The sequence below is a fragment of the Ancylothrix sp. D3o genome (assembly GCF_025370775.1).
Classification (GTDB): Bacteria; Cyanobacteriota; Cyanobacteriia; order Cyanobacteriales; family Oscillatoriaceae; genus Ancylothrix.
In genome coordinates, this window is record NZ_JAMXEX010000005.1 from 197,869 (window position 1) to 215,443 (window position 17,575).

Consider the following 17,575-nt stretch of genomic DNA (forward strand, 5'->3'; position numbering starts at 1 on the left):
CGACAAAAATATTTGAAGTTTTTTAAAGTTCTCTGGGGTTGGGGCCGGCTGTGGGGGTTGGGTTGGTTTGTGTTAACATTGTAGTTATATTTTTGTTTAAAATATGGGGTTTAATTTTATGGAAACCGGCATCGCTAAAGTAACGGCTGATAGAAAATTAGAGTTGCCCGAAGAATTGCAGCAGAAACTTAATCCTTTAACGGAGTATGAAGTTTCCCTCAGCGATGATGAAATTGTTTTGAAAAAAATTGAAAAACCTGTGGTAGATTTAGATAAATTTCTGCTGGAACTTGAGCAACTTGAACTTGATCCCGATCAACCGAGTTTAGAAGAAATTAGTCAAATTGTCAAAGAAGTGAGAAAGGATTTATGGTCTAAAAAATGAAAGTTGTTTTAGATGTTAATGTGTGGGTTTCTGCTTTGCTGTGGGGGGGTGTGCCGGCTCGAATATTTGCTTTAGCACGAAATCAACAAATCACTATATTTGTTTCTGAACCTTTGTTGATTGAGTTAGAAACTACCTTGAGGCGCTCCAAATTTCAGCAACGAATAGAACAGCGAGGCTATACTGTGGAGTCTTTGCTGTTTGTAACAAAGGCTCTTTCTCAAATGTGTCCGACAATTTTGGTGGAGGTTCCCCAATTGCGGGATCAAGATGATGCGAAAATATTGGCTGCGGGGGTGGCTGCGGGGGTGGAAGTTATTGTCACCGGCGATCTTGATTTACTCACGCTTATTGAATTTCAAAATATCGCTATTCTCACCCCGCATCGTTTCCTAGACTGCTATTTTAGGCCGGCTTAACATTCCAATAATTGCCCTTTTTACTCTTCAATTTTGCACGTTTGGCGACAAAAATATTTGAAGTTTTTTAAAGTTCTCTGGGGTAGGGGCCGGCTGTGGGGGTTGGGTTGGTTTGTGTTAATATTGTAGTTATATTTGATTGAAATATGGGGTTTAATTTTATGGAAACCGGCATTGCTAAAGTAACGGCTGATAGAAAATTAGAATTGCCCGAAGAATTGCAACAGCGGCTTAATCCTTTAACGGAGTATGAAGTTTCCCTCAGCGATGATGAAATTGTTTTGAAAAAAATTAAAAAGCGGTTGACTTTGGATGAATTATACTGGCGTATCGACGCATTAGAACCCGATCCCAATCAGCCGACTCTCGAAGAAATTAGCCAGATAGTTAAGCAAGCACGACGCGAAGAAAAAACTCAGAATCTATGAGAGTTGTACTGGATGTAAATGTCTGGATTTCTGGCTTACTTTGGCGAGGAATTCCGAGTCAGATTTTATTTTTGGCTCAAAATCAGCAAATTACTGTTTTTGCTTCGGAACCGCTTTTGTATGAACTTAAAACAAGGTTAGTTCGCCCGAAGTTTGCTTCTAAAATTATGGCTTTAAATTTAACGGTAGATGATTTGATGGAGGTGGTAGAATACTTGGTGCAAATGTGTCCGACAACTTTGGTAGAGGTTCCCCAATTGCGGGATCAAGATGATGTGAAAATATTGGCTGCGGGGGTGGCTGCGGGGGTGGAAGTTATTGTCACCGGCGATCTTGATTTACTCACGCTTATTGAATTTCAAAATATCGCTATTCTCACCCCACAGGATTTAATCGACCGCTATTTTAGGCCGGTTTAACATTCCAATAATTGCACATCTTCCTCTTCAATTTCGTTCATTTCTTGCAAAGTTTGCCAACCGGCCATCCATTGCGCTCGGTCTTTTAAAGATTTGGCATTTAACCAAAAACGCACATTTTCATCACAAGAAGCAACCATTTCCGCAAATACCCATTCCCCCTCATTTTTGCGGTTGACAACTTGAAAATGCCGCCATCCCCAAGTTTTTTGTTTTGCTGTCCATTTTGAACCGACTAAATGCGGAAATTTTTGCTTTTTTGGCATTGGTGCTTACTCCTTTAAGTTTCTGTTGGTGGGTCTTCGGTTTCGGTTTCTGTGGGCATTGGTTCTTGTGTTTCTTCGGCTTCTTGGCTGTTGACTTCTTCCATCTTTTCTTGCCATTCGGACAGTTTTTGAAACAAAGATTGGTTAACGTTAAATACAGGTTCCTCTGTCATAGTTTCGTCCTCTTTTTTATTTAAACTCGCTTACGTTTGGGCAAAATGCGGGCTGCTAAAATGCCGCCTATGAAGCCAAATAAATGTCCTTCCCAAGAAACTCTGGGCATGGAAGGTAAAACGCCCCAAATCAATCCTCCGTAAAAAAAGGCTACAATTAATGATAACAAAATTGAAGAAAAGTTGCGCTGAAAATAGCCGCGAAATAGCAAAAAACCCAGATAGCCAAAAATGACGCCACTGGCACCAATATGAACGCTATAAGGTGCGCCAAATAACCAAACGCCTAAACCACTAACGAGGATGGTGATGGCAGAAACTACAAAAAAATAGCTGATTTCTTGCAGCATTACCAGCCAACCGAGGATTAAAAACGGGCCGGTGTTGGTGGCTAAGTGTAAAAAATTTCCGTGCAGAAAAGGTGCAAACAAAATGCCACGCAACCCGACAGGACTGCGTGGGATAATTCCGTAACTATTTAATGCGCCGCGATAAAAAAAGATGTCGATAATTTCTATAATCCAAAAGCAAGCTACTAACCCGCCTAAAATAAGGGCTTGGGTTTTAAACTCACCGACCATTGTCTTAAATTCACCGTTACTCATCTATGTACCTCTGGGGGTAGTGCGTACAGGTTGTACTCCCAGAGTAATATAAATTTTAAGTTTCCGGCTACAAAAAAGGGTCAGAAAGAGAGATTTTTTTAAAGAAGGTTAAATCCACTTGACACTCCGCAGCCACCGCCAGACGCCGGTTTGCCTTCTAACTTTTACGCCTTCGCTGTTTTCTTTGACAACGGCTTTTAATTCTTCGGGGGTGAAGTCAAACCCCAAGGCTTCGGCAATTTGCATAAACTCTTGAGCGTTGGCCGCTTGTTCAAATTTCTGCTGAAATTCTCGGTCGTGGGCTGCTTGGGATAAAAATTGATAGGCGCTTTCTGTTGACATGGTGATAATCTCCTTTTTAATTGCCATTGTTGGGTTTTTCGAGCAGAAAAATTTTGCTTAACTGCCTTTAAACCGGCCTATAATCTAGTTTAAGAAAAATTTTTCTGGATTTGGGCTAATTACTGACGGGGCTATCTTTATAAGATAGCTTGTGGGGTTGGGAAATGGAAAGAGGGAGGGCAAAAATTTAAGGTTTATTGATTAGGCGTTTCCCCCCGTGACGGGGGGATTTTTGCTATCTAAAAAAGCGGATAGCAAGCAAAGTCTACAAGTTAAATATTTCTACCGGCTCAATATTATCTGCCGGCAAAAAACCAAAAACCCGTGAATAGAAATAAAATTCTCCATCCAAGGCGCGTTTTATGTTTTCTGCACGGCGAAACCCGTGTTGTTCTCCTTCAAAAGGTACATAAGCAACGGGTAGTTTTTTAGCTTTTAAAGCTTCTACCATGCTTTCAGCTTGATTGGGGGGGACGACTTTATCTTCGAGCCCTTGAAAGAAAATTACGGGGCAGGAAAGCCGGTCTGTATAATGGATAGGTGAGCGTTGTTGGTATAAATCTTGGCGGTCGGGATAGGGGCCAATGAGCCGGTCAAGATAACGGGCTTCAAACTTATGGGTATCGCGTGCAAGGGCTTCTAAGTCACCAATGCCATAGTAACTTGCACCGGCCTTAAAGACATTGTAAAAAGTGAGAGCGCAAAGTGTTGTATAGCCTCCCGCACTACCGCCGGCAATGGCAAGCCGGTTGTTATCAACTATATTTTGTTGGGCTACATAGCGAGCGGCATTGACGCAATCATCGACATCCACAATCCCCCAAGCGTCATCTAACCGCCGGCGGTAGTTGCGTCCGTAGCCGGTGCTACCTCCATAATTGACATCTAAAAATGCAAATCCGCGACTTGTCCAATATTGAATGCTTAAACTGAACCGACTACTGGCGGCTGAAGTTGGCCCGCCATGACTTTTGACTAATAACGGCGGTTTTTCGCCATCTGGGGCTTGATAGTCGCGGTTTTGTGGTAAATACAAGAAAGCATGAGCGGTGAGGCCGTTTTCGGTTGGAAATTCTATGGCTTGCGGCTTGGATAAGTAGCCAGAATCCAGATTAACTTCACTAGAACGGCGCAACACTTTAATAGAGTTGGATGTGAAATCAAGCTGCACGATGGCTGTGGGTTCCACTGCTGAACCGGCCAGTAATAAGGCAGTATTGCCTACCACCACCAACTCAGTAATGTCGCTATAGGTTGTATCAACCGGCTGTAACTGTTTTGTGCCGGTATCCAAAATTGCCAGATGCCAAAGGCCGTTTTTTGTATAGGTACAAAGAAGCTGCTGAGGCGCGATGAAAGTATAAGTTTGCATCCCAAAAATCCATTGAGGCCGGCCAAACTCAGCTTCCATTTCGCAGAGAGGCTCTATTTTTTCGTCAACGTAGCGATACAAATTCCACCAGCCGGTACGGTCACTCACAAAATATAGAATTCCATCGGGCGACCATTCTGGCTGAAAAATCGACTCTTCGCGGCCACCGGCAATCAATTGTTTTTCTGCCAAACTGCCATCAGGGAGAATTTCTGCTACCCATAATTCGGTTCCATCCCAAGGTAAATTAGGATGATTCCAACTTATCCAACACAGTTTTTTTCCGTCTGGACTTAAACGCGCTGAGGCATAAAAATCATCGCCAGAAACTAATATTTTGCCACTATTCTCGGTGTCTAATGTTATGCTGACAATTGTATTAACAGGTTCGTGACTGTTAGCGCTGTGGTCTTCGCGGACGCAAATTAAGCGGTTATTTTGCTTATCAAAAATTGCATCTGCATACCGCAAGTTTACGCCTTCGGGTGTCAGGGGTTGCGGTTGAGTATCGCTGGTTTGTTGATAAAGCCGGCCATCGGCAAAGTTAGAAAAAAAGATGTTTCCTTCTGCTACTAAACAAGCACCGCCGCCGTATTCGTGAACGCGACTCCGAATGTTAAAACCTTCGGGGGTGAGGTCTGTGGTTGTTCCGTCGGGGGTGCGTTTAACTAGGACGTTTCTCCCGCCTTCTTTTGGCCGGTTTTCTATCCAGTAAAGGTTTTCACCTTCCACAGCAATTCCCCCTAAACCGATGGTTTCACCAACAATTAAATCGCTGGTGATGGGAGATTTCCATGAACCGTAAGAGGCAATTTTTGCTTGAGTCATTTTTTTAGCTTTTTTTGATTCCTTTTCTATTATAAATTGTAGGCTGGGTTGAGCGAATGCGAAACCCATCTTTCTGTTTTATGGAATATTTAATTTAATTAGCTTCCAGTACAACTTCAGGAATTAACACCGGCCCATTTTCCCTCACCTCAATTTTTCCAATCCCTAACAAAGTTGAATTTTCATTATAAACCTGTACAGGAAAGTTGTTATTTTCGCCTTCAAATTCAACAATTTTCTGACCTTGGCACCAACGCCGGGCCGGTGTTTCTGCGAGGGTAATGGCGGCTAAATGCGAGAGAACTTTGGCGGGAGAAATTAGTTGAAAATTTCCTTGATTGAGTGATTCTTCTATTTTTTCAAAAGTCACACTTTCTGTTATCTCAAATCCGCTGCTTTCTGTCCGAGTTAAATGAGCAAGAGTTCCGCCAACTTTAAGGGCACTTCCCAAGTCGCGGGCAATGGATCTAATATAGGTGCCAGGGCCACAAGAAATGCTGATATCAATTTCTGGATAATCTGCCGGTCTCCAGTCTAAAATTTCAATTTTATAGATATTTACTTCGCGGGCCGGTACGTTTATTTCTTCTCCTTTTCGCGCTAAATCATAAAGACGTTTGCCGCCAATTTGAATCGCGCTGTAGTTGGGGGGAATTTGCTGGATTTTGCCTATAAAGGACTGATTTAAAATGTCTTGGATAGTTTCTAAACTTAAATTATTAACCGCTATTTGGGAAATAATTTCTCCTTCGAGATCGTCGGTAGTTGTTTGCACTCCCAGGCGAATTGTAGCGCGGTAGGCTTTATCATCGCGCAAAAATTGTAAGAGTCTGGTTGCTTTGCCAATGGCGACCGGCAAGACACCAACGGCGGCGGGGTCTAATGTGCCGGCGTGACCAATTTTTTTGATGCGTAAAAGCCGGCGTAGTTTGGCTACACAGTCGTGAGAAGTCATTTGTAGCGGTTTGTTTAAGTTTAAAAATCCTTGCACGGCCCCAATTTTAAAAAAGCAACAACTCTCCTATTTTATCGCACTGTGCTTATCTCAGCATTCACTCCAACCCTATTTTCTTGAAAAACCTAGGTTTTTTCTTAGAATTTTTGCTGATAATTTTTCTCTCGCTATCTCCCTTGAAAAGCTTGCAATAACTGTTCTGCTGTCAGAGATTGAATCAGACTTAAAGGCATAGGTTCTCGGCTGATTAATTTGGCATAAGAGGCTTGTAAATAGGGGCGATATTCTTCACGATTTGCCAAATATGTTTGAAAAAAAGCTAAACCCAAAGCTTGCACATAACGACGGGCTAAAGATGGGGAAGGGCCAATCACTTCTGAGGGAATTGGGACGACTCCTCCCCCCCCTGGTAAGTCTGCTTCTGCTAGGGTAGAAAAGTGGGTACTGTTGTTAATTAAAACTAAATATTTGTTGATGGTTTTTAACCAGGTAAACGGTTCGATTTGTTCGGGTAAAGCGGGGGCTGCGGTATCGGCACTGCCAGCAATTAACATCACCGGCACTTTGATTTGTTCTATGCTTTTTTGTCCCAAAACACTGCTATTAATGGGGTTGATAGCAATAATAGCTTTAATTCGGGAATCATTCAGCGAATACTCGGCGGGGGGCAATATTTGGGCGCGACATTGCAACAGTAAAGAAATATTCCAGCTTTCGTTAGGAAGTTCGCAGTCTTTTTGTAGTTCTTGAAAATCTATCGGTGCACCGGCTAAAGCTAAGGCAGTATAACCTCCAAAAGATTGCCCCACCACACCAACTTGCTGTAAGTTTAGTTTGCCGGTGAGGCTGAAATCGGTTTTTTCTAAGCTGGTGAGGCTGTCGAGTAAGTATTTAATATCAAGGGGCCGGTCTAAAAATTCGGTGGGTTCTGCTACCTCAGAAGCGGTACCATTAATTAAGGCTTGTAATTGATCGACATCGCTACCGGGGTGTTGGGGAACTGCAACAAAAAAACCATAAGATGCCAGATGTTCTGCTAAGTATTGAAATGTCTTTCTGGCAGAACCTAAACCATGCGAAATGACAATCACGGGGGCCGGTTGATTTAAGCCTTGAGGGATATAAAGATCGACGGGAAAAACTCGATTTCCCTGGGCTGTTGGTGTGGTACGATTTTGGACGCTGATATTAATTGATTGAGTTGTCCAATTCACCGGCCCCTGTTTGGATAAGTCAAGGGGCAAATTTTTGGCAGCCGCTAGATCGGTAGATGAAATAGCTGTCAATGGCAAAAAGGGATTCGCCGCTGCTTCGGCTGTGGAAAGCCGGTTAATTAAAGCCGTTGCTTGATTGGTTTGATTAACGATTTGTTGCAGTTCTCTTGCAATTTGGGAAGCGCGGGTTAAGTCAATGCGGATGCCTTCGGTAGGAAATTTTTTCAAGAAATTTAAAAGCGTTAAACCTTCTGAATCAGAAGCAGCTAAAATTAAAGCAGCGCGAATTGCATATAAACCCGGTTGTCGCGTCCCTGTTTTAATCACTTCCCCTAATCTTTGCAGGGCTATTTCTCCTTGAGGGGTATAAAGAAATTGGGAAATAATAACTGGGTTAACATCGGCTCGCAAAAGCAATATATTTCGCAATTGTTCAAGCTGTTCTGGTGTTGCATACTGAGCATAAACGGCTAAGTCTTCATCGAGAATTCCTTGTTTAGCATAGGCTTCCAAGGAGGCTACAGAAATGGAACGCTCAACGACAGCATAATTGGCAAAAATTCGTTCTGCTGCCAAAGTTTGAGCCGGCATCAGCAAATTAAATGCCAATAATAAAAAGTAAAGGACGTTTGGTGTGTTTTTTGTCATAGTGAGAGGGTATTTTTTCAGCTTTGATAAAACAGAATTAGAGCAGTTCATCTTTAAAACCTCTTCTAAAAATTTAACATTCAAGAACCTCCTCCTAGCCTTCCCCTTGCGTGGCGAGGGAATAATCTTCTGCCCCTCCCTTACCTGGGGAGGGGGTTGGGGAAGAGGTGGTGGAAGGTAGTTTTTTATTGATTATCTCTGGTTTTTCCCCTGGTTGCCAACTGTTCTTTTCTTCTTTTGTCCTAAACCTCTGCTTTTTTGCCCCCGCAACTATGCCTCAAACAACCAGACGCTCCCCTTTTTAAAGAAAATTTAAAGACCCTCTTCTTGAATTTTTTACCTTAATTTGCTAAAATTAGATAAACAGATATTTTAATTTTAGTTTCTGGTAGAAAAAATTTCAACACTTTTATAAACATTTAGAAGGGGTTAAGAGTATGTCAGCCTACAGCATTAGCGAATTACTCCACGAAACGGCAAAAACCCTGGTTTATCGCGGCTACAAACAACCAAATCGGCAACCAGTTATTTGCAAAATTATTAACAGCGAGTTTCCGACTCTCGAAGAAACAAGCCGACTTAAGCAAGAATATCAAATTCTCAGCCAACTTAACCTAGCAGGAGTAATCAAAGCCTATGCTTTAGAAACTTTTGATAGCCGGTTAGGTTTGGTTTTAGAAGATATTGGGGGAAGTTCGCTGAAAAGTTATTTAAAACACCAAAAAATCACTTTACAAGATTTTTTAAAAATCTCCATTCAAATTACGGAAGCGCTTTCGGGACTGCATTTAAACCACATTATTCACAAAGACATCTCGCCAAAAAACATTATTTTAAATCCTGATACATTTCTCTTGAAAATAACCGATCTTGGCATTGCTTGCCGGCTTTCTAAAGAAAATCCTCTTCTGAGCAATACTAATTTTTTAGAAGGAACAATTGGCTATATTTCTCCTGAACAAACAGGTCGAATGAACCGGCCAATCGATTATCGCACAGACCTTTATTCCCTGGGTGTAACATTTTATGAAATGCTCACCGGCCAACTGCCATTTCACGGCAACGATCCCCTCGAATTAATACATTGTCACATCGCCATCACCCCCAAACCTCCCCACCTATTAAACCCAGAAATTCCCGATGTTATTTCTGAAATAATAATGAAACTGTTAGAAAAAAATCCCGAAGACCGATATCAAACAGCATCGGGAATAAAAGCAGATTTAGAAAAATGCCTTGCCCAACTGCAATTAGCCAAAAAAATTGAGAACTTTCCCCTGGGTAGAGAAGACGCATCAGGACAGCTTTTAATTCCTCAAAAACTCTACGGAAGAGAAGCAGAAGTCGCCGAATTAATAGCAGCATTTCAAAGAGTTTGTCAGGGGGCCGGTGAAACGCTTTTAATCAGCGGATATTCTGGCATTGGCAAATCTGCCTTAGTCAACGAAATACACAAACCAATTGTCGGACAGCGGGGCTATTTTATTGCGGGTAAATTTGATCAATTCAAGCGAGATATTCCCTACGATTCCTTGATCCAAGCCTTCCAAAACTTAATGCAGCAATTGTTAGCAGAAAGCGCGGAAAAACTCAAAATTTGGAAAGAAAGAATCCTCCTAGCTCTTGGCAATAACGGACAAGTTATTATTGAAGTCATACCCGAAGTAGAATTAATTATTGGCAAACAACCAGAAGTGCCAATACTGGGGCCGGCGGAATCGCAAAATCGATTTCATCGCGTTTTTCAGGAATTTATGAGAGTATTTGCCCGCGAAGAACACCCTTTAGTATTATTTTTAGATGACTTACAATGGGCCGATAGCGCTTCCTTAAAACTCATTCAAACTGCCCTGGCCGGTGCCAAAAACCCCTATTTTTTGATGTTGGGAGCCTATCGAGATAACGAAGTCAATTCCTCCCATCCCCTCATGCAAACATTAGAAGCAATTAAACAAACCGGCACCCCCGTCAAAAACATCACCCTCACTCCTTTAAAACCCCAGAACATCAGCCAATTAATAGCCGATACCCTCAACCATCCCCCCCAAATTCAACCGCTTGTGGATTTAATTTTTAACAAAACAAATGGCAACCCGTTTTTCTTCACACAACTTCTTCATTCACTTTATCAAGAAAGCCTCATTACCTTTGATTATTCCCAGCAAACTTGGCAATGGGATATCCAACAAATTCAAGCAGTGGGAGTCACCGATAACGTCGTTGATTTAATGATAGGTAAAATTCAAAAACTCCCCCAAACAACGCAAAAATTACTTAAATTGGCCGCTTGTATTGGCAACAAATTTGATTTGCAAACCCTTTCAGTTATTTATGAAAAAATATTTATAGAAACCGCCTCAGACCTGTGGCCGGCCCTCCAAGAAGAACTAATTTTGCCCCTCAGCAAAAGCTACAAAATACCCCTTGTTGTAGGCGAAGACACCGCCGCCGCCTTTGAATTTGATACACGAGTAACTTATAAATTTTTGCATGACCGCGTTCAACAAGCAGCCTACAGCCTCATTCCCGAATCAGAAAAACAATCAACCCACCTAAAAATAGGCCGTTTATTACTGCAAAGCCTCACAAACGAAGAACAAAAAGAAAACATTTTTGAATTAGTCAATCAACTTAACTACGGCGTAGACTTAATTCAATCGCAAGCCGAAAAAAATCAACTTGCCCATCTTAACTTAATTGCCGGTCGCAAAGCCATCTCCTCCACCGCTTATCAAAGCGCAGCCATCTATTTAAACACAGGTTTAAAACTGCTCGCAACCGATAGTTGGCAAACTCAATATGACTTAACCCTCGACCTTTACGACACCGCCATTGAAGCCGAATATCTAATCACAAACTTTCAACAATCAAAAGCCCTCATTGATATTGCCCTTCAAAAAACCCAAACCGCTTTAGACAAAGTTAGAATCTATAAACGCCAAATCCAATTTTATATCAGTCAAGGCGACTTGCCCGCTTCCATTGATACGGCCTTAAAAAGCGTAGAAATTCTCGGAATTCCCATTCCAACCGACCCCGAAACCATCAAGGAATATTGTGGAGAATTGCAAAAAAAATTACAGTTTGAAAAATATCAAATCGCTGAATTTATTAACCTTCCCCCCATCACCGACCCCAACAAACAAGCAGCAATGGAAGTCTTAAACACCATGCCGGGGCCGGTTTACATTGCTAAACCCGAACTTCTTATGCCCATGATGATGACCTTAACCAGTCTATCTATTGAATACGGAAATTGTGGGCCTTCCTCCTATGCTTATATCATTTATGGATTGCTTTTAGTCGGAGCTTTCAAGCAAATTGACTTGGCATACGAATTTGGACAACTTGCCTTAAAAGTCCTCGAAAAATATAACGAAAAAATTTTTAAAAGTAACGTTTTAAAAGTTTATGCCAGCCACATACACAGCGGCAAACATCACCTCCGCGAGGCGGTTGACTATATGCAAATGGCCATCGAAAGCGCCCAAGAAATCGGCAATCCAGAATATATTGGCTATGGATGTGCGGAATATGTTATCTACCTATTTTTTAGCGGCGAAAACTTGGAAATAGTCAATCAAAAAGCCGCTGTCTATGCCGAATTAGTGGAAAACTATAAACAACCTTTAGGCAATTTTTATATCAAAATAGCCCATCAAATTGTCCTCAACTTACTCGATCAAGCACCCGACAAATTAAACCTCATCGGCAGCAGTTTTGATGAAAAAACTATGCTTAGCCCCGTTAAAAAAGCCGGTTGGGCAACCTTAATGTTTTGTGTTCTTTTGTTTAAATTAATCTTGGCTTATCTATTCAAAGAATATGACAAAGCCACCGTCCACGCAGCCGAAGCCCCAATTTATTACAGCGGTGTCGCCGGCATGATGATGGATCACGAATACAACTTTTATCACTCCCTGCTTTTGCTGCAAACTTGTCCTGACGACTTCCTCAATCAAATTGAAGCGAATCAAGCAATTATGCAGGAAAAAGCCCATTATGCCCCCATGAACTTTTTACATAAATATCACCTTATAGAAGCAGAAAAAGCCCGTGTATTGGGGCAAAAACTTGAAGCAATGGAGTATTACGACCAAGCAATTCAAGGCGCAAAAACCCAAGGATATATTCAAGAAGTCGCTTTAGCGAGTGAACTTGCCGGCGAATTTTACCTTACCCTGGGGCGAGAAAAAATAGCAAAAACTTATCTCACCGACGCTTACAAAGCTTATCAAAGTTGGGGTGCAAAAGCTAAACTACAAGATTTAGAAAGCCGGTACTCCCACTTAATTATGAAACGAATCTCTCTGCCTTATTCTAACACAAACGGCCCCATAAATGCCACCGCCACATCCACCGGCATCTCAGACCTACTCGATTTATCCACCGTCCTCAAAGCCTCCCAAGCCATTGCCGGCGAAATTGTTTTAGACAAACTTTTAGACAAATTAATGAATATTGTTTTAGAAAATGCCGGCGCTCAAACAGTCTTCCTCCTCTCTCCCAATAACGACAACTGGATCGTCAAAGCCAGCTACTCAATTGAGCCTAATAAAGTGCTTAATTCTCACTGCCAAGAACGCAACTCGGATCTCCCCCTATCTCTGATTAATTACGTTGAAAGAACCGCGCAAACGGTCGTATTAAGCAACGCATTAGAACACGACATTTTCAGCAGAGATCCCTACATTCAAAATCGCCAGCCGAAATCTATTTTATGTATGCCGGTGCTGCATCAAAGCCAACTTAGAAATATCCTTTATCTCGAAAGCAATATTCTGAGTGCTTTCACACCCAAACGAATCGAAATCCTCACCTTACTCTCTACTCAAATCGCCATTTCTCTCGAAAATGCCCAACTTTATAGCAACCTTTCAGAAGCCAAATCTCAACTAGAAGAATACTCCCGCACCCTTGAAGAAAAAGTAACAGAAAGAACCCAACAATTACAAAGAGCCAACCAAGATTTAAGCGATTTTGCTCACGTCGTTTCCCACGATCTCAAAGCACCCCTCCGCTCAATTTCTACCATCGCTCAATGGTTAAAAACCGACTACAACGACCAACTCGACGACGATGGACGCGAACAATTAGACTTTTTAAACGAACAAGTCAAACGAGCCCAAAACCTCATAACCGGCATCCTTCAATACTCCCGCCTTGGCAAAAACAAAAGCGAAAACATAGAAATAAACTTAACCGAAATTGTCAGCGGAGTAATTCAAAGTTTAAGACCCCCCGCCCATATTTCCATTACCATTATAACCCCACTTCCCACCCTACTTTGTGACCCTATCCAAATGCAGCAAATTTTTCAAAACCTAATCAGCAACGCCATCAAATACCACAACAAACCTCAAGGAAAAATCCTTATTGCTTGCACAGAAACAGAAAAATTCTGGCAATTCAGCATCACAGATAACGGCATTGGTATCGAATCAAAACACTTTGACCGCATCTTTAAACCCTTCCAAACTGTCAACACCACACCCCAACCAGACAGCACCGGCATCGGACTTGCCACCGTCAAAAAAATTATCGACCTCTACAGCGGAAAAATCTGGGTAGAGTCTCAACCAGGCGCCGGTTCTACCTTCTTCTTTACCCTAGCAAAATAACGGCCACCCTGAAAATACAACTTTCATCCTACCTGTTATAATCACCCCTAGTCTCAGCAAAAAGCTCAAAACAAAATTACCCATTCCCAATCTTAAATCACGGCGATGCAATATAAAGTATTAGTCATAGAAGATAGCAAAATAGACCAACTTATCTTTAAACGAGTCGTCAAAGAAAAAAAACTTCCCTACGACTACACCATCGCTAGTTCAGTCAGCGAAGCAAAACAAATCTTAGCCCAACAAAAATTTGACATAATTCTCACGGATCACCAACTCGGAGACGGCACCGGCCTCGAAATATTAAGCTTAAAAATAAACGCCCCCGTCATAATGATCACCGGCGGCGGTAACGAAGAAATTGCCATTCAAGCCCTGCAACTCGGCGCTTACAATTACCTCCTCAAAGACACCGAACAAAACCACCTCAAAATTTTACCCCTCACCATCGAAAACACCCTCCAAAGATGGAAAGCTGAGGTAACATCAGCCTTGCTATCTGAAGCCATGATCAAAATTAGAGAAAGCGTATATATTATTAACTGCGAAGACGACCAAATTATTTTTGTCAATCAAGCATTTACAGAAACCTATGGCTATCAAATCGAAGAAATAATCGGCCAAACCAGCAAACTATTATGGGCAGAATCTCCCTGCAACGCTATCGAAAAAAACCTACCTTGCACCACCGGCATATTACAAGAACGAGGTGAATATAACCACAAGCGCAAAGACAAAACAGAGTTTCCCGTTTCCCTATCTTGTTCGCAAGTCGAAACCAATGGCAAAACTGTTCAAGTCTTCGTCACCCATGAAATTACATCTCGAAAACAAGCCGAAAGGGAAATTCAACAACTCAACAAACAATTACAGGAACGCAGTCAACTTTTAGAAACCGCCAACCAAGAACTCGAAAAAGAAATTAAGCTCCGCAAACAAACCGAAGAAACCCTAAAATCTACCCTATCACTACAACAAGCCATTTTAGCAAGCGCCGGCTATGCCATTATTTCCTATACCCTTGATGGCGAAATAATAACCTTTAATAAAGCCGCCGAAAATCTCCTTGGATACAGTGCCGAAGAAGTGATAGGTCAAAACGCTCTCACCCTTTTTCACGACCCCCAAGAAGTCAGCACCTACATCACGGAATCATCAAAAAACTTAGAAATAAAAAGCGAAATATTAGGCGAATTATTTTGCCACCAACTCCGCATCAATCACCCCATAAAACGCGAATGGACTTATCTACGCCCAAATCAAACAAAAGTGCCGGTATTGCTTTCGGTTAGCGCCTTGCGCGACCTGCAAGAAAACATCATCGGCTGTTTAATAATTGCCAGCGACATTAGCAAAAGCAACTACCCTTAAAAAGAGCGACAAAATTTGTTTACCTCGTTTAAATTTTCATTCAACACAGACATTTTTAACGCTTTGGAAACATCAATATCAGCCTAAGCCTAGAGATTGGCTGCTGCAAATTTGCTTTTCAAACATCAAATATAGCCGTTTTCAGTGCCATTAACTAGAGTGCGTCCGGTCTTTAAACTACTCTATAAAGTCGGGTTTTTCCTGTACGCAGTTCGATAAAAAACCCTAGCAATTATGAAGCCAATTGCTAATCACGTTTCTCTAACTTTTTTAGGGAAATTTAAAAAGGCTAATCGCTTAGGAAATGGTCGTAATTTGCCTTATTTAATCGCTGTGTTTGGCTATTCGTATATTCCTGGCAATTTCTTTAAGTTTTGTCCAAAAAATGCGCCTATTTGAGTAGAGACAACACCAGAGATAGAGCCTTAAAATTATTAATAGATAACTTAAAGCATTTTCATCTGCTTTGCCAACAACTATGAAGTATTTTAAAGGTTGTTACCCTTCCTTAAAAAAAATTGCTCATCATTTAAGCATTCGCCCAAAAACAAGCTTTCTTTTTGGGGTAATGATGGTGGGCAGAATGGCTGGCCGGTTGCTAGAAAATAGCTCTTGGCAAAACCAAAAGCAGCATACAGAAAAAAGCGACCGACAAGGGCAGTTGTTGATGGAATTGCAGGCGATTTTATTGCAAGTTAAACACACCAGACAAAAATTAACAACTTCAGCAGATAATATCAGCCAAGGTAAATTTTATGAATACTGACTTCTCTCAACAACAAAAATATAGCCCTAGCAACTCACCCTCAAACTATGATCTGATCAATGATGATTCTCTCAATCAACTTTGCCACGAACTTCGCACCCCTTTAGCAAGCATGAAAATGTGGCTTGTTTTCTTAGAAGCAGCCTTAGAACAAGAAGACTTGTTTGATGCAAAAACTTGCGAGCGTTTGCCAGTCCTAGACAAACTAATTTTTTATCTCGAAAATTTAAAACAACATTGCGACGATCAGCTTAATTTAATTAATAACTGGCTAGAGTTACAACGCTTAGAAAACGGCACCGAACCTTTAATGTTAAGCGAAATAAAATTGCAAAATTGGATTCCTTATATGCTGGAGGTGTGGAAGGTACAAGGCAACTCTCAGAGGCAGCGTTTTCAAACCAAAATTAAGGAAGCACTCCCCACATTTGTCTCAGATGTCTCCTATTTAGAAAGAATTTTAACAGAGTTGCTCAAACACGCTTGTAAGAGCAGTTCACCCAACGCAGAAATAACCATTAGCGCCAGCGAAAACAAAGGCAAAATAAGCCTAAAAGTAAGTTATTCTCGGTTTCAAGAAAGAGGTTTTAATAAAATTTATCCCTTTCCCAAGCAAACCAAAATCGGCAATGAAAGCGCCAGTGTATTCCCCTTAGCCAAAAAATTAGCTAACTATATCGGCGGTTCAATTTCCGTCATAAACAACCTAGATAACACTTGTTTAATGGTAGAAGTACCCATCAAAATGTAGACAGTTGCTTTGCCCACCAAAAAAGATTACCGGCTTTTTCCTAACGCAATCGTCATCGAACCGGCAACCACAAAAACAGCCCCCAAAACGGCTAAAATTGTAATACGTTCCACCGGCAACAAACCAGGCACCCAAAACGCAACCAGGGAAACAGAAATTAAAGTAACAATGGGAGTCAAAGCCAAAACAGCACTAACCCGCGACGCCTCCCAATGTTCCAAAGCCTCAGCAAAAGCGCCATAAGCACACACCGTATTAAGCGCCGCAAAAATCAACATTCCCCACTGCAAAGGCGAAAGCAAAAATAAACGAGCCGGTGTTGCAAAAGGCATAAACAAAAACGCACAACTACCATAAATAATCAACATCACACTAGCTGATGGCAACTTTTGCAACAATTGCTTTTGCGCCAACGCATAAAACGCCCAAGTTAACGATCCCAAAACCAGCGCTCCAGAGCCAAGCAAATATTTACCCTGCGCCGTAACTAAACTTCTCAATTGCTCATTAAAAAACAAAACAAACCCCAAACTCAAAACACTCAAACCCAACCACTGACGCAGCGTATAACGTTCTTTAAAAATCACCAAACCCCCCAACCCCATCAACACCGCAGCCAACTGAATCAAAACCTGAGCATTCCCCGGAGTAGTCAAACTTAAACCCAACATAAAAAACACATAATTAAGTGCCAAACCCACCACTGCTACCCCCAACAAAGAAAGCGGAATTAGCCTTAACTTTGCTGGCGACGGCAATTGTTTTCTCGCCGCTAAATACGCCCCCAAAACCCAAAAAGAAACAAAAAAACGAAACCAAATCACCGTATAAACATCAAGTTTTTGCAAAGTCACCGACAAAGCAACCGGCAAAACTCCCCACAAAAAAACCGTCATTAAAGACAACGCCAAACCCAAGCGCCAGCGCCCCGAAGTTGTATGTAATTGCATTTTTTGTCCCAAAAAAATAACCTTTATCTACAAGCTGATGTGCATTTTTCACAACAACACTT

16 protein-coding genes are annotated in these 17,575 nt (G+C 41.6%); 8 read left to right on the plus strand and 8 right to left on the minus strand.

From position 1 onward, the window contains the following. Positions 1-103: 103 nt before the first annotated feature. The 4 genes from NG798_RS12105 (at position 104) to NG798_RS12120 (ending at position 1,651) form a co-directional block, all read left to right on the plus strand. Positions 104-385 carry a hypothetical protein gene (locus tag NG798_RS12105; RefSeq protein WP_261222868.1) on the plus strand — a complete coding sequence of 94 codons (282 nt, stop codon included), beginning with the start codon at positions 104-106 and terminating at the stop codon, positions 383-385. Continuing rightward, positions 382-804 (plus strand): putative toxin-antitoxin system toxin component, PIN family, encoded by a 423-nt coding sequence (locus tag NG798_RS12110; protein ID WP_261222870.1) that lies wholly within the window; start codon positions 382-384, stop codon positions 802-804. Before NG798_RS12105 ends, NG798_RS12110 begins: the two co-directional genes overlap by 4 nt. Positions 805-950: 146 nt before the next feature. After that, positions 951-1,232, plus strand: a complete 282-nt coding sequence (locus NG798_RS12115) for a hypothetical protein (protein ID WP_261222871.1) — start codon at positions 951-953, stop codon at positions 1,230-1,232. After that, positions 1,229-1,651, plus strand: coding sequence for a putative toxin-antitoxin system toxin component, PIN family (locus NG798_RS12120; RefSeq protein ID WP_261222873.1), 423 nt, complete (start codon positions 1,229-1,231; stop codon positions 1,649-1,651). Before NG798_RS12115 ends, NG798_RS12120 begins: the two co-directional genes overlap by 4 nt. On the opposite strand, the gene NG798_RS12125 is transcribed toward NG798_RS12120, so the two are convergent. The 7 genes from NG798_RS12125 to NG798_RS12155 form a co-directional block, all read right to left on the minus strand. Continuing rightward, positions 1,648-1,917 (minus strand): TIGR02450 family Trp-rich protein, encoded by a 270-nt coding sequence (locus NG798_RS12125; RefSeq protein ID WP_261222875.1) that lies wholly within the window; start codon positions 1,915-1,917, stop codon positions 1,648-1,650. The two genes, NG798_RS12120 and NG798_RS12125, sit on opposite strands and share 4 nt — an antisense overlap. A 14-nt stretch (positions 1,918-1,931) precedes the next feature. Then, the gene (locus tag NG798_RS12130) at positions 1,932-2,090 is read right to left on the minus strand and encodes a hypothetical protein (RefSeq protein ID WP_261222877.1); all 159 of its coding nucleotides are present in this window, start codon (positions 2,088-2,090) and stop codon (positions 1,932-1,934) included. A gap of 20 nt (positions 2,091-2,110) precedes the next feature. Further along, entirely contained in the window at positions 2,111-2,695 is a 585-nt protein-coding gene (locus NG798_RS12135) for a rhomboid family intramembrane serine protease (protein ID WP_261222879.1), read from the minus strand. A 108-nt stretch (positions 2,696-2,803) separates the two neighbouring features. Beyond that, positions 2,804-3,064 carry a Nif11-like leader peptide family natural product precursor gene (locus tag NG798_RS12140; protein ID WP_261222881.1) on the minus strand — a complete coding sequence of 87 codons (261 nt, stop codon included), beginning with the start codon at positions 3,062-3,064 and terminating at the stop codon, positions 2,804-2,806. Positions 3,065-3,302: 238 nt separating this feature from the next. Next, complete coding sequence (locus NG798_RS12145) at positions 3,303-5,237, minus strand: S9 family peptidase (protein WP_261222882.1); 1,935 nt, start codon at positions 5,235-5,237, stop codon at positions 3,303-3,305. A gap of 94 nt (positions 5,238-5,331) precedes the next feature. Continuing rightward, the gene (truB, locus tag NG798_RS12150; RefSeq protein WP_261222883.1) at positions 5,332-6,228 is read right to left on the minus strand and encodes a tRNA pseudouridine(55) synthase TruB; all 897 of its coding nucleotides are present in this window, start codon (positions 6,226-6,228) and stop codon (positions 5,332-5,334) included. A 131-nt stretch (positions 6,229-6,359) separates the two neighbouring features. Further along, positions 6,360-8,054, minus strand: a complete 1,695-nt coding sequence (locus tag NG798_RS12155) for an alpha/beta hydrolase (RefSeq protein ID WP_261222884.1) — start codon at positions 8,052-8,054, stop codon at positions 6,360-6,362. 437 nt (positions 8,055-8,491) lie between these two features. Between NG798_RS12155 and NG798_RS12160 the strand changes: the two genes are divergently transcribed. From NG798_RS12160 to NG798_RS12175, 4 genes are all read left to right on the plus strand, one after another. Then, complete coding sequence (locus NG798_RS12160; protein ID WP_261222886.1) at positions 8,492-13,675, plus strand: AAA family ATPase; 5,184 nt, start codon at positions 8,492-8,494, stop codon at positions 13,673-13,675. A 105-nt stretch (positions 13,676-13,780) separates the two neighbouring features. Further along, the gene (locus NG798_RS12165) at positions 13,781-15,046 is read left to right on the plus strand and encodes a PAS domain-containing protein (protein ID WP_261222888.1); all 1,266 of its coding nucleotides are present in this window, start codon (positions 13,781-13,783) and stop codon (positions 15,044-15,046) included. 478 nt (positions 15,047-15,524) lie between these two features. Beyond that, positions 15,525-15,812 carry a hypothetical protein gene (locus NG798_RS12170; protein ID WP_261222890.1) on the plus strand — a complete coding sequence of 96 codons (288 nt, stop codon included), beginning with the start codon at positions 15,525-15,527 and terminating at the stop codon, positions 15,810-15,812. After that, entirely contained in the window at positions 15,802-16,563 is a 762-nt protein-coding gene (locus NG798_RS12175; protein ID WP_261222891.1) for a sensor histidine kinase KdpD, read from the plus strand. Before NG798_RS12170 ends, NG798_RS12175 begins: the two co-directional genes overlap by 11 nt. Before the next feature lie 26 nt (positions 16,564-16,589). Here the strand turns inward: NG798_RS12175 and NG798_RS12180 are convergent, their stop codons facing one another. Continuing rightward, the gene (locus NG798_RS12180) at positions 16,590-17,513 is read right to left on the minus strand and encodes a DMT family transporter (protein ID WP_261222892.1); all 924 of its coding nucleotides are present in this window, start codon (positions 17,511-17,513) and stop codon (positions 16,590-16,592) included. Positions 17,514-17,575 lie beyond the last annotated feature (62 nt).

Excerpts from the sequence above, each read along its gene's own strand:
- NG798_RS12175 (WP_261222891.1), top strand. The coding sequence starts at position 15,802 with ATGAATACTGACTTCTCTCAACAACAAAAATATAGCCCTAGCAACTCA.
- NG798_RS12140 (WP_261222881.1), bottom strand. The coding sequence starts at position 3,064 with ATGGCAATTAAAAAGGAGATTATCACCATGTCAACAGAAAGCGCCTAT.
- NG798_RS12120 (WP_261222873.1), top strand. The coding sequence starts at position 1,229 with ATGAGAGTTGTACTGGATGTAAATGTCTGGATTTCTGGCTTACTTTGG.
- NG798_RS12130 (WP_261222877.1), bottom strand. The coding sequence starts at position 2,090 with ATGACAGAGGAACCTGTATTTAACGTTAACCAATCTTTGTTTCAAAAA.
- NG798_RS12160 (WP_261222886.1), top strand. The coding sequence starts at position 8,492 with ATGTCAGCCTACAGCATTAGCGAATTACTCCACGAAACGGCAAAAACC.
- NG798_RS12110 (WP_261222870.1), top strand. The coding sequence starts at position 382 with ATGAAAGTTGTTTTAGATGTTAATGTGTGGGTTTCTGCTTTGCTGTGG.
- NG798_RS12105 (WP_261222868.1), top strand. The coding sequence starts at position 104 with ATGGGGTTTAATTTTATGGAAACCGGCATCGCTAAAGTAACGGCTGAT.
- NG798_RS12155 (WP_261222884.1), bottom strand. The coding sequence starts at position 8,054 with ATGACAAAAAACACACCAAACGTCCTTTACTTTTTATTATTGGCATTT.
- NG798_RS12165 (WP_261222888.1), top strand. The coding sequence starts at position 13,781 with ATGCAATATAAAGTATTAGTCATAGAAGATAGCAAAATAGACCAACTT.
- NG798_RS12125 (WP_261222875.1), bottom strand. The coding sequence starts at position 1,917 with ATGCCAAAAAAGCAAAAATTTCCGCATTTAGTCGGTTCAAAATGGACA.
- NG798_RS12135 (WP_261222879.1), bottom strand. The coding sequence starts at position 2,695 with ATGAGTAACGGTGAATTTAAGACAATGGTCGGTGAGTTTAAAACCCAA.
- NG798_RS12180 (WP_261222892.1), bottom strand. The coding sequence starts at position 17,513 with ATGCAATTACATACAACTTCGGGGCGCTGGCGCTTGGGTTTGGCGTTG.
- NG798_RS12170 (WP_261222890.1), top strand. The coding sequence starts at position 15,525 with ATGAAGTATTTTAAAGGTTGTTACCCTTCCTTAAAAAAAATTGCTCAT.
- NG798_RS12145 (WP_261222882.1), bottom strand. The coding sequence starts at position 5,237 with ATGACTCAAGCAAAAATTGCCTCTTACGGTTCATGGAAATCTCCCATC.
- NG798_RS12115 (WP_261222871.1), top strand. The coding sequence starts at position 951 with ATGGGGTTTAATTTTATGGAAACCGGCATTGCTAAAGTAACGGCTGAT.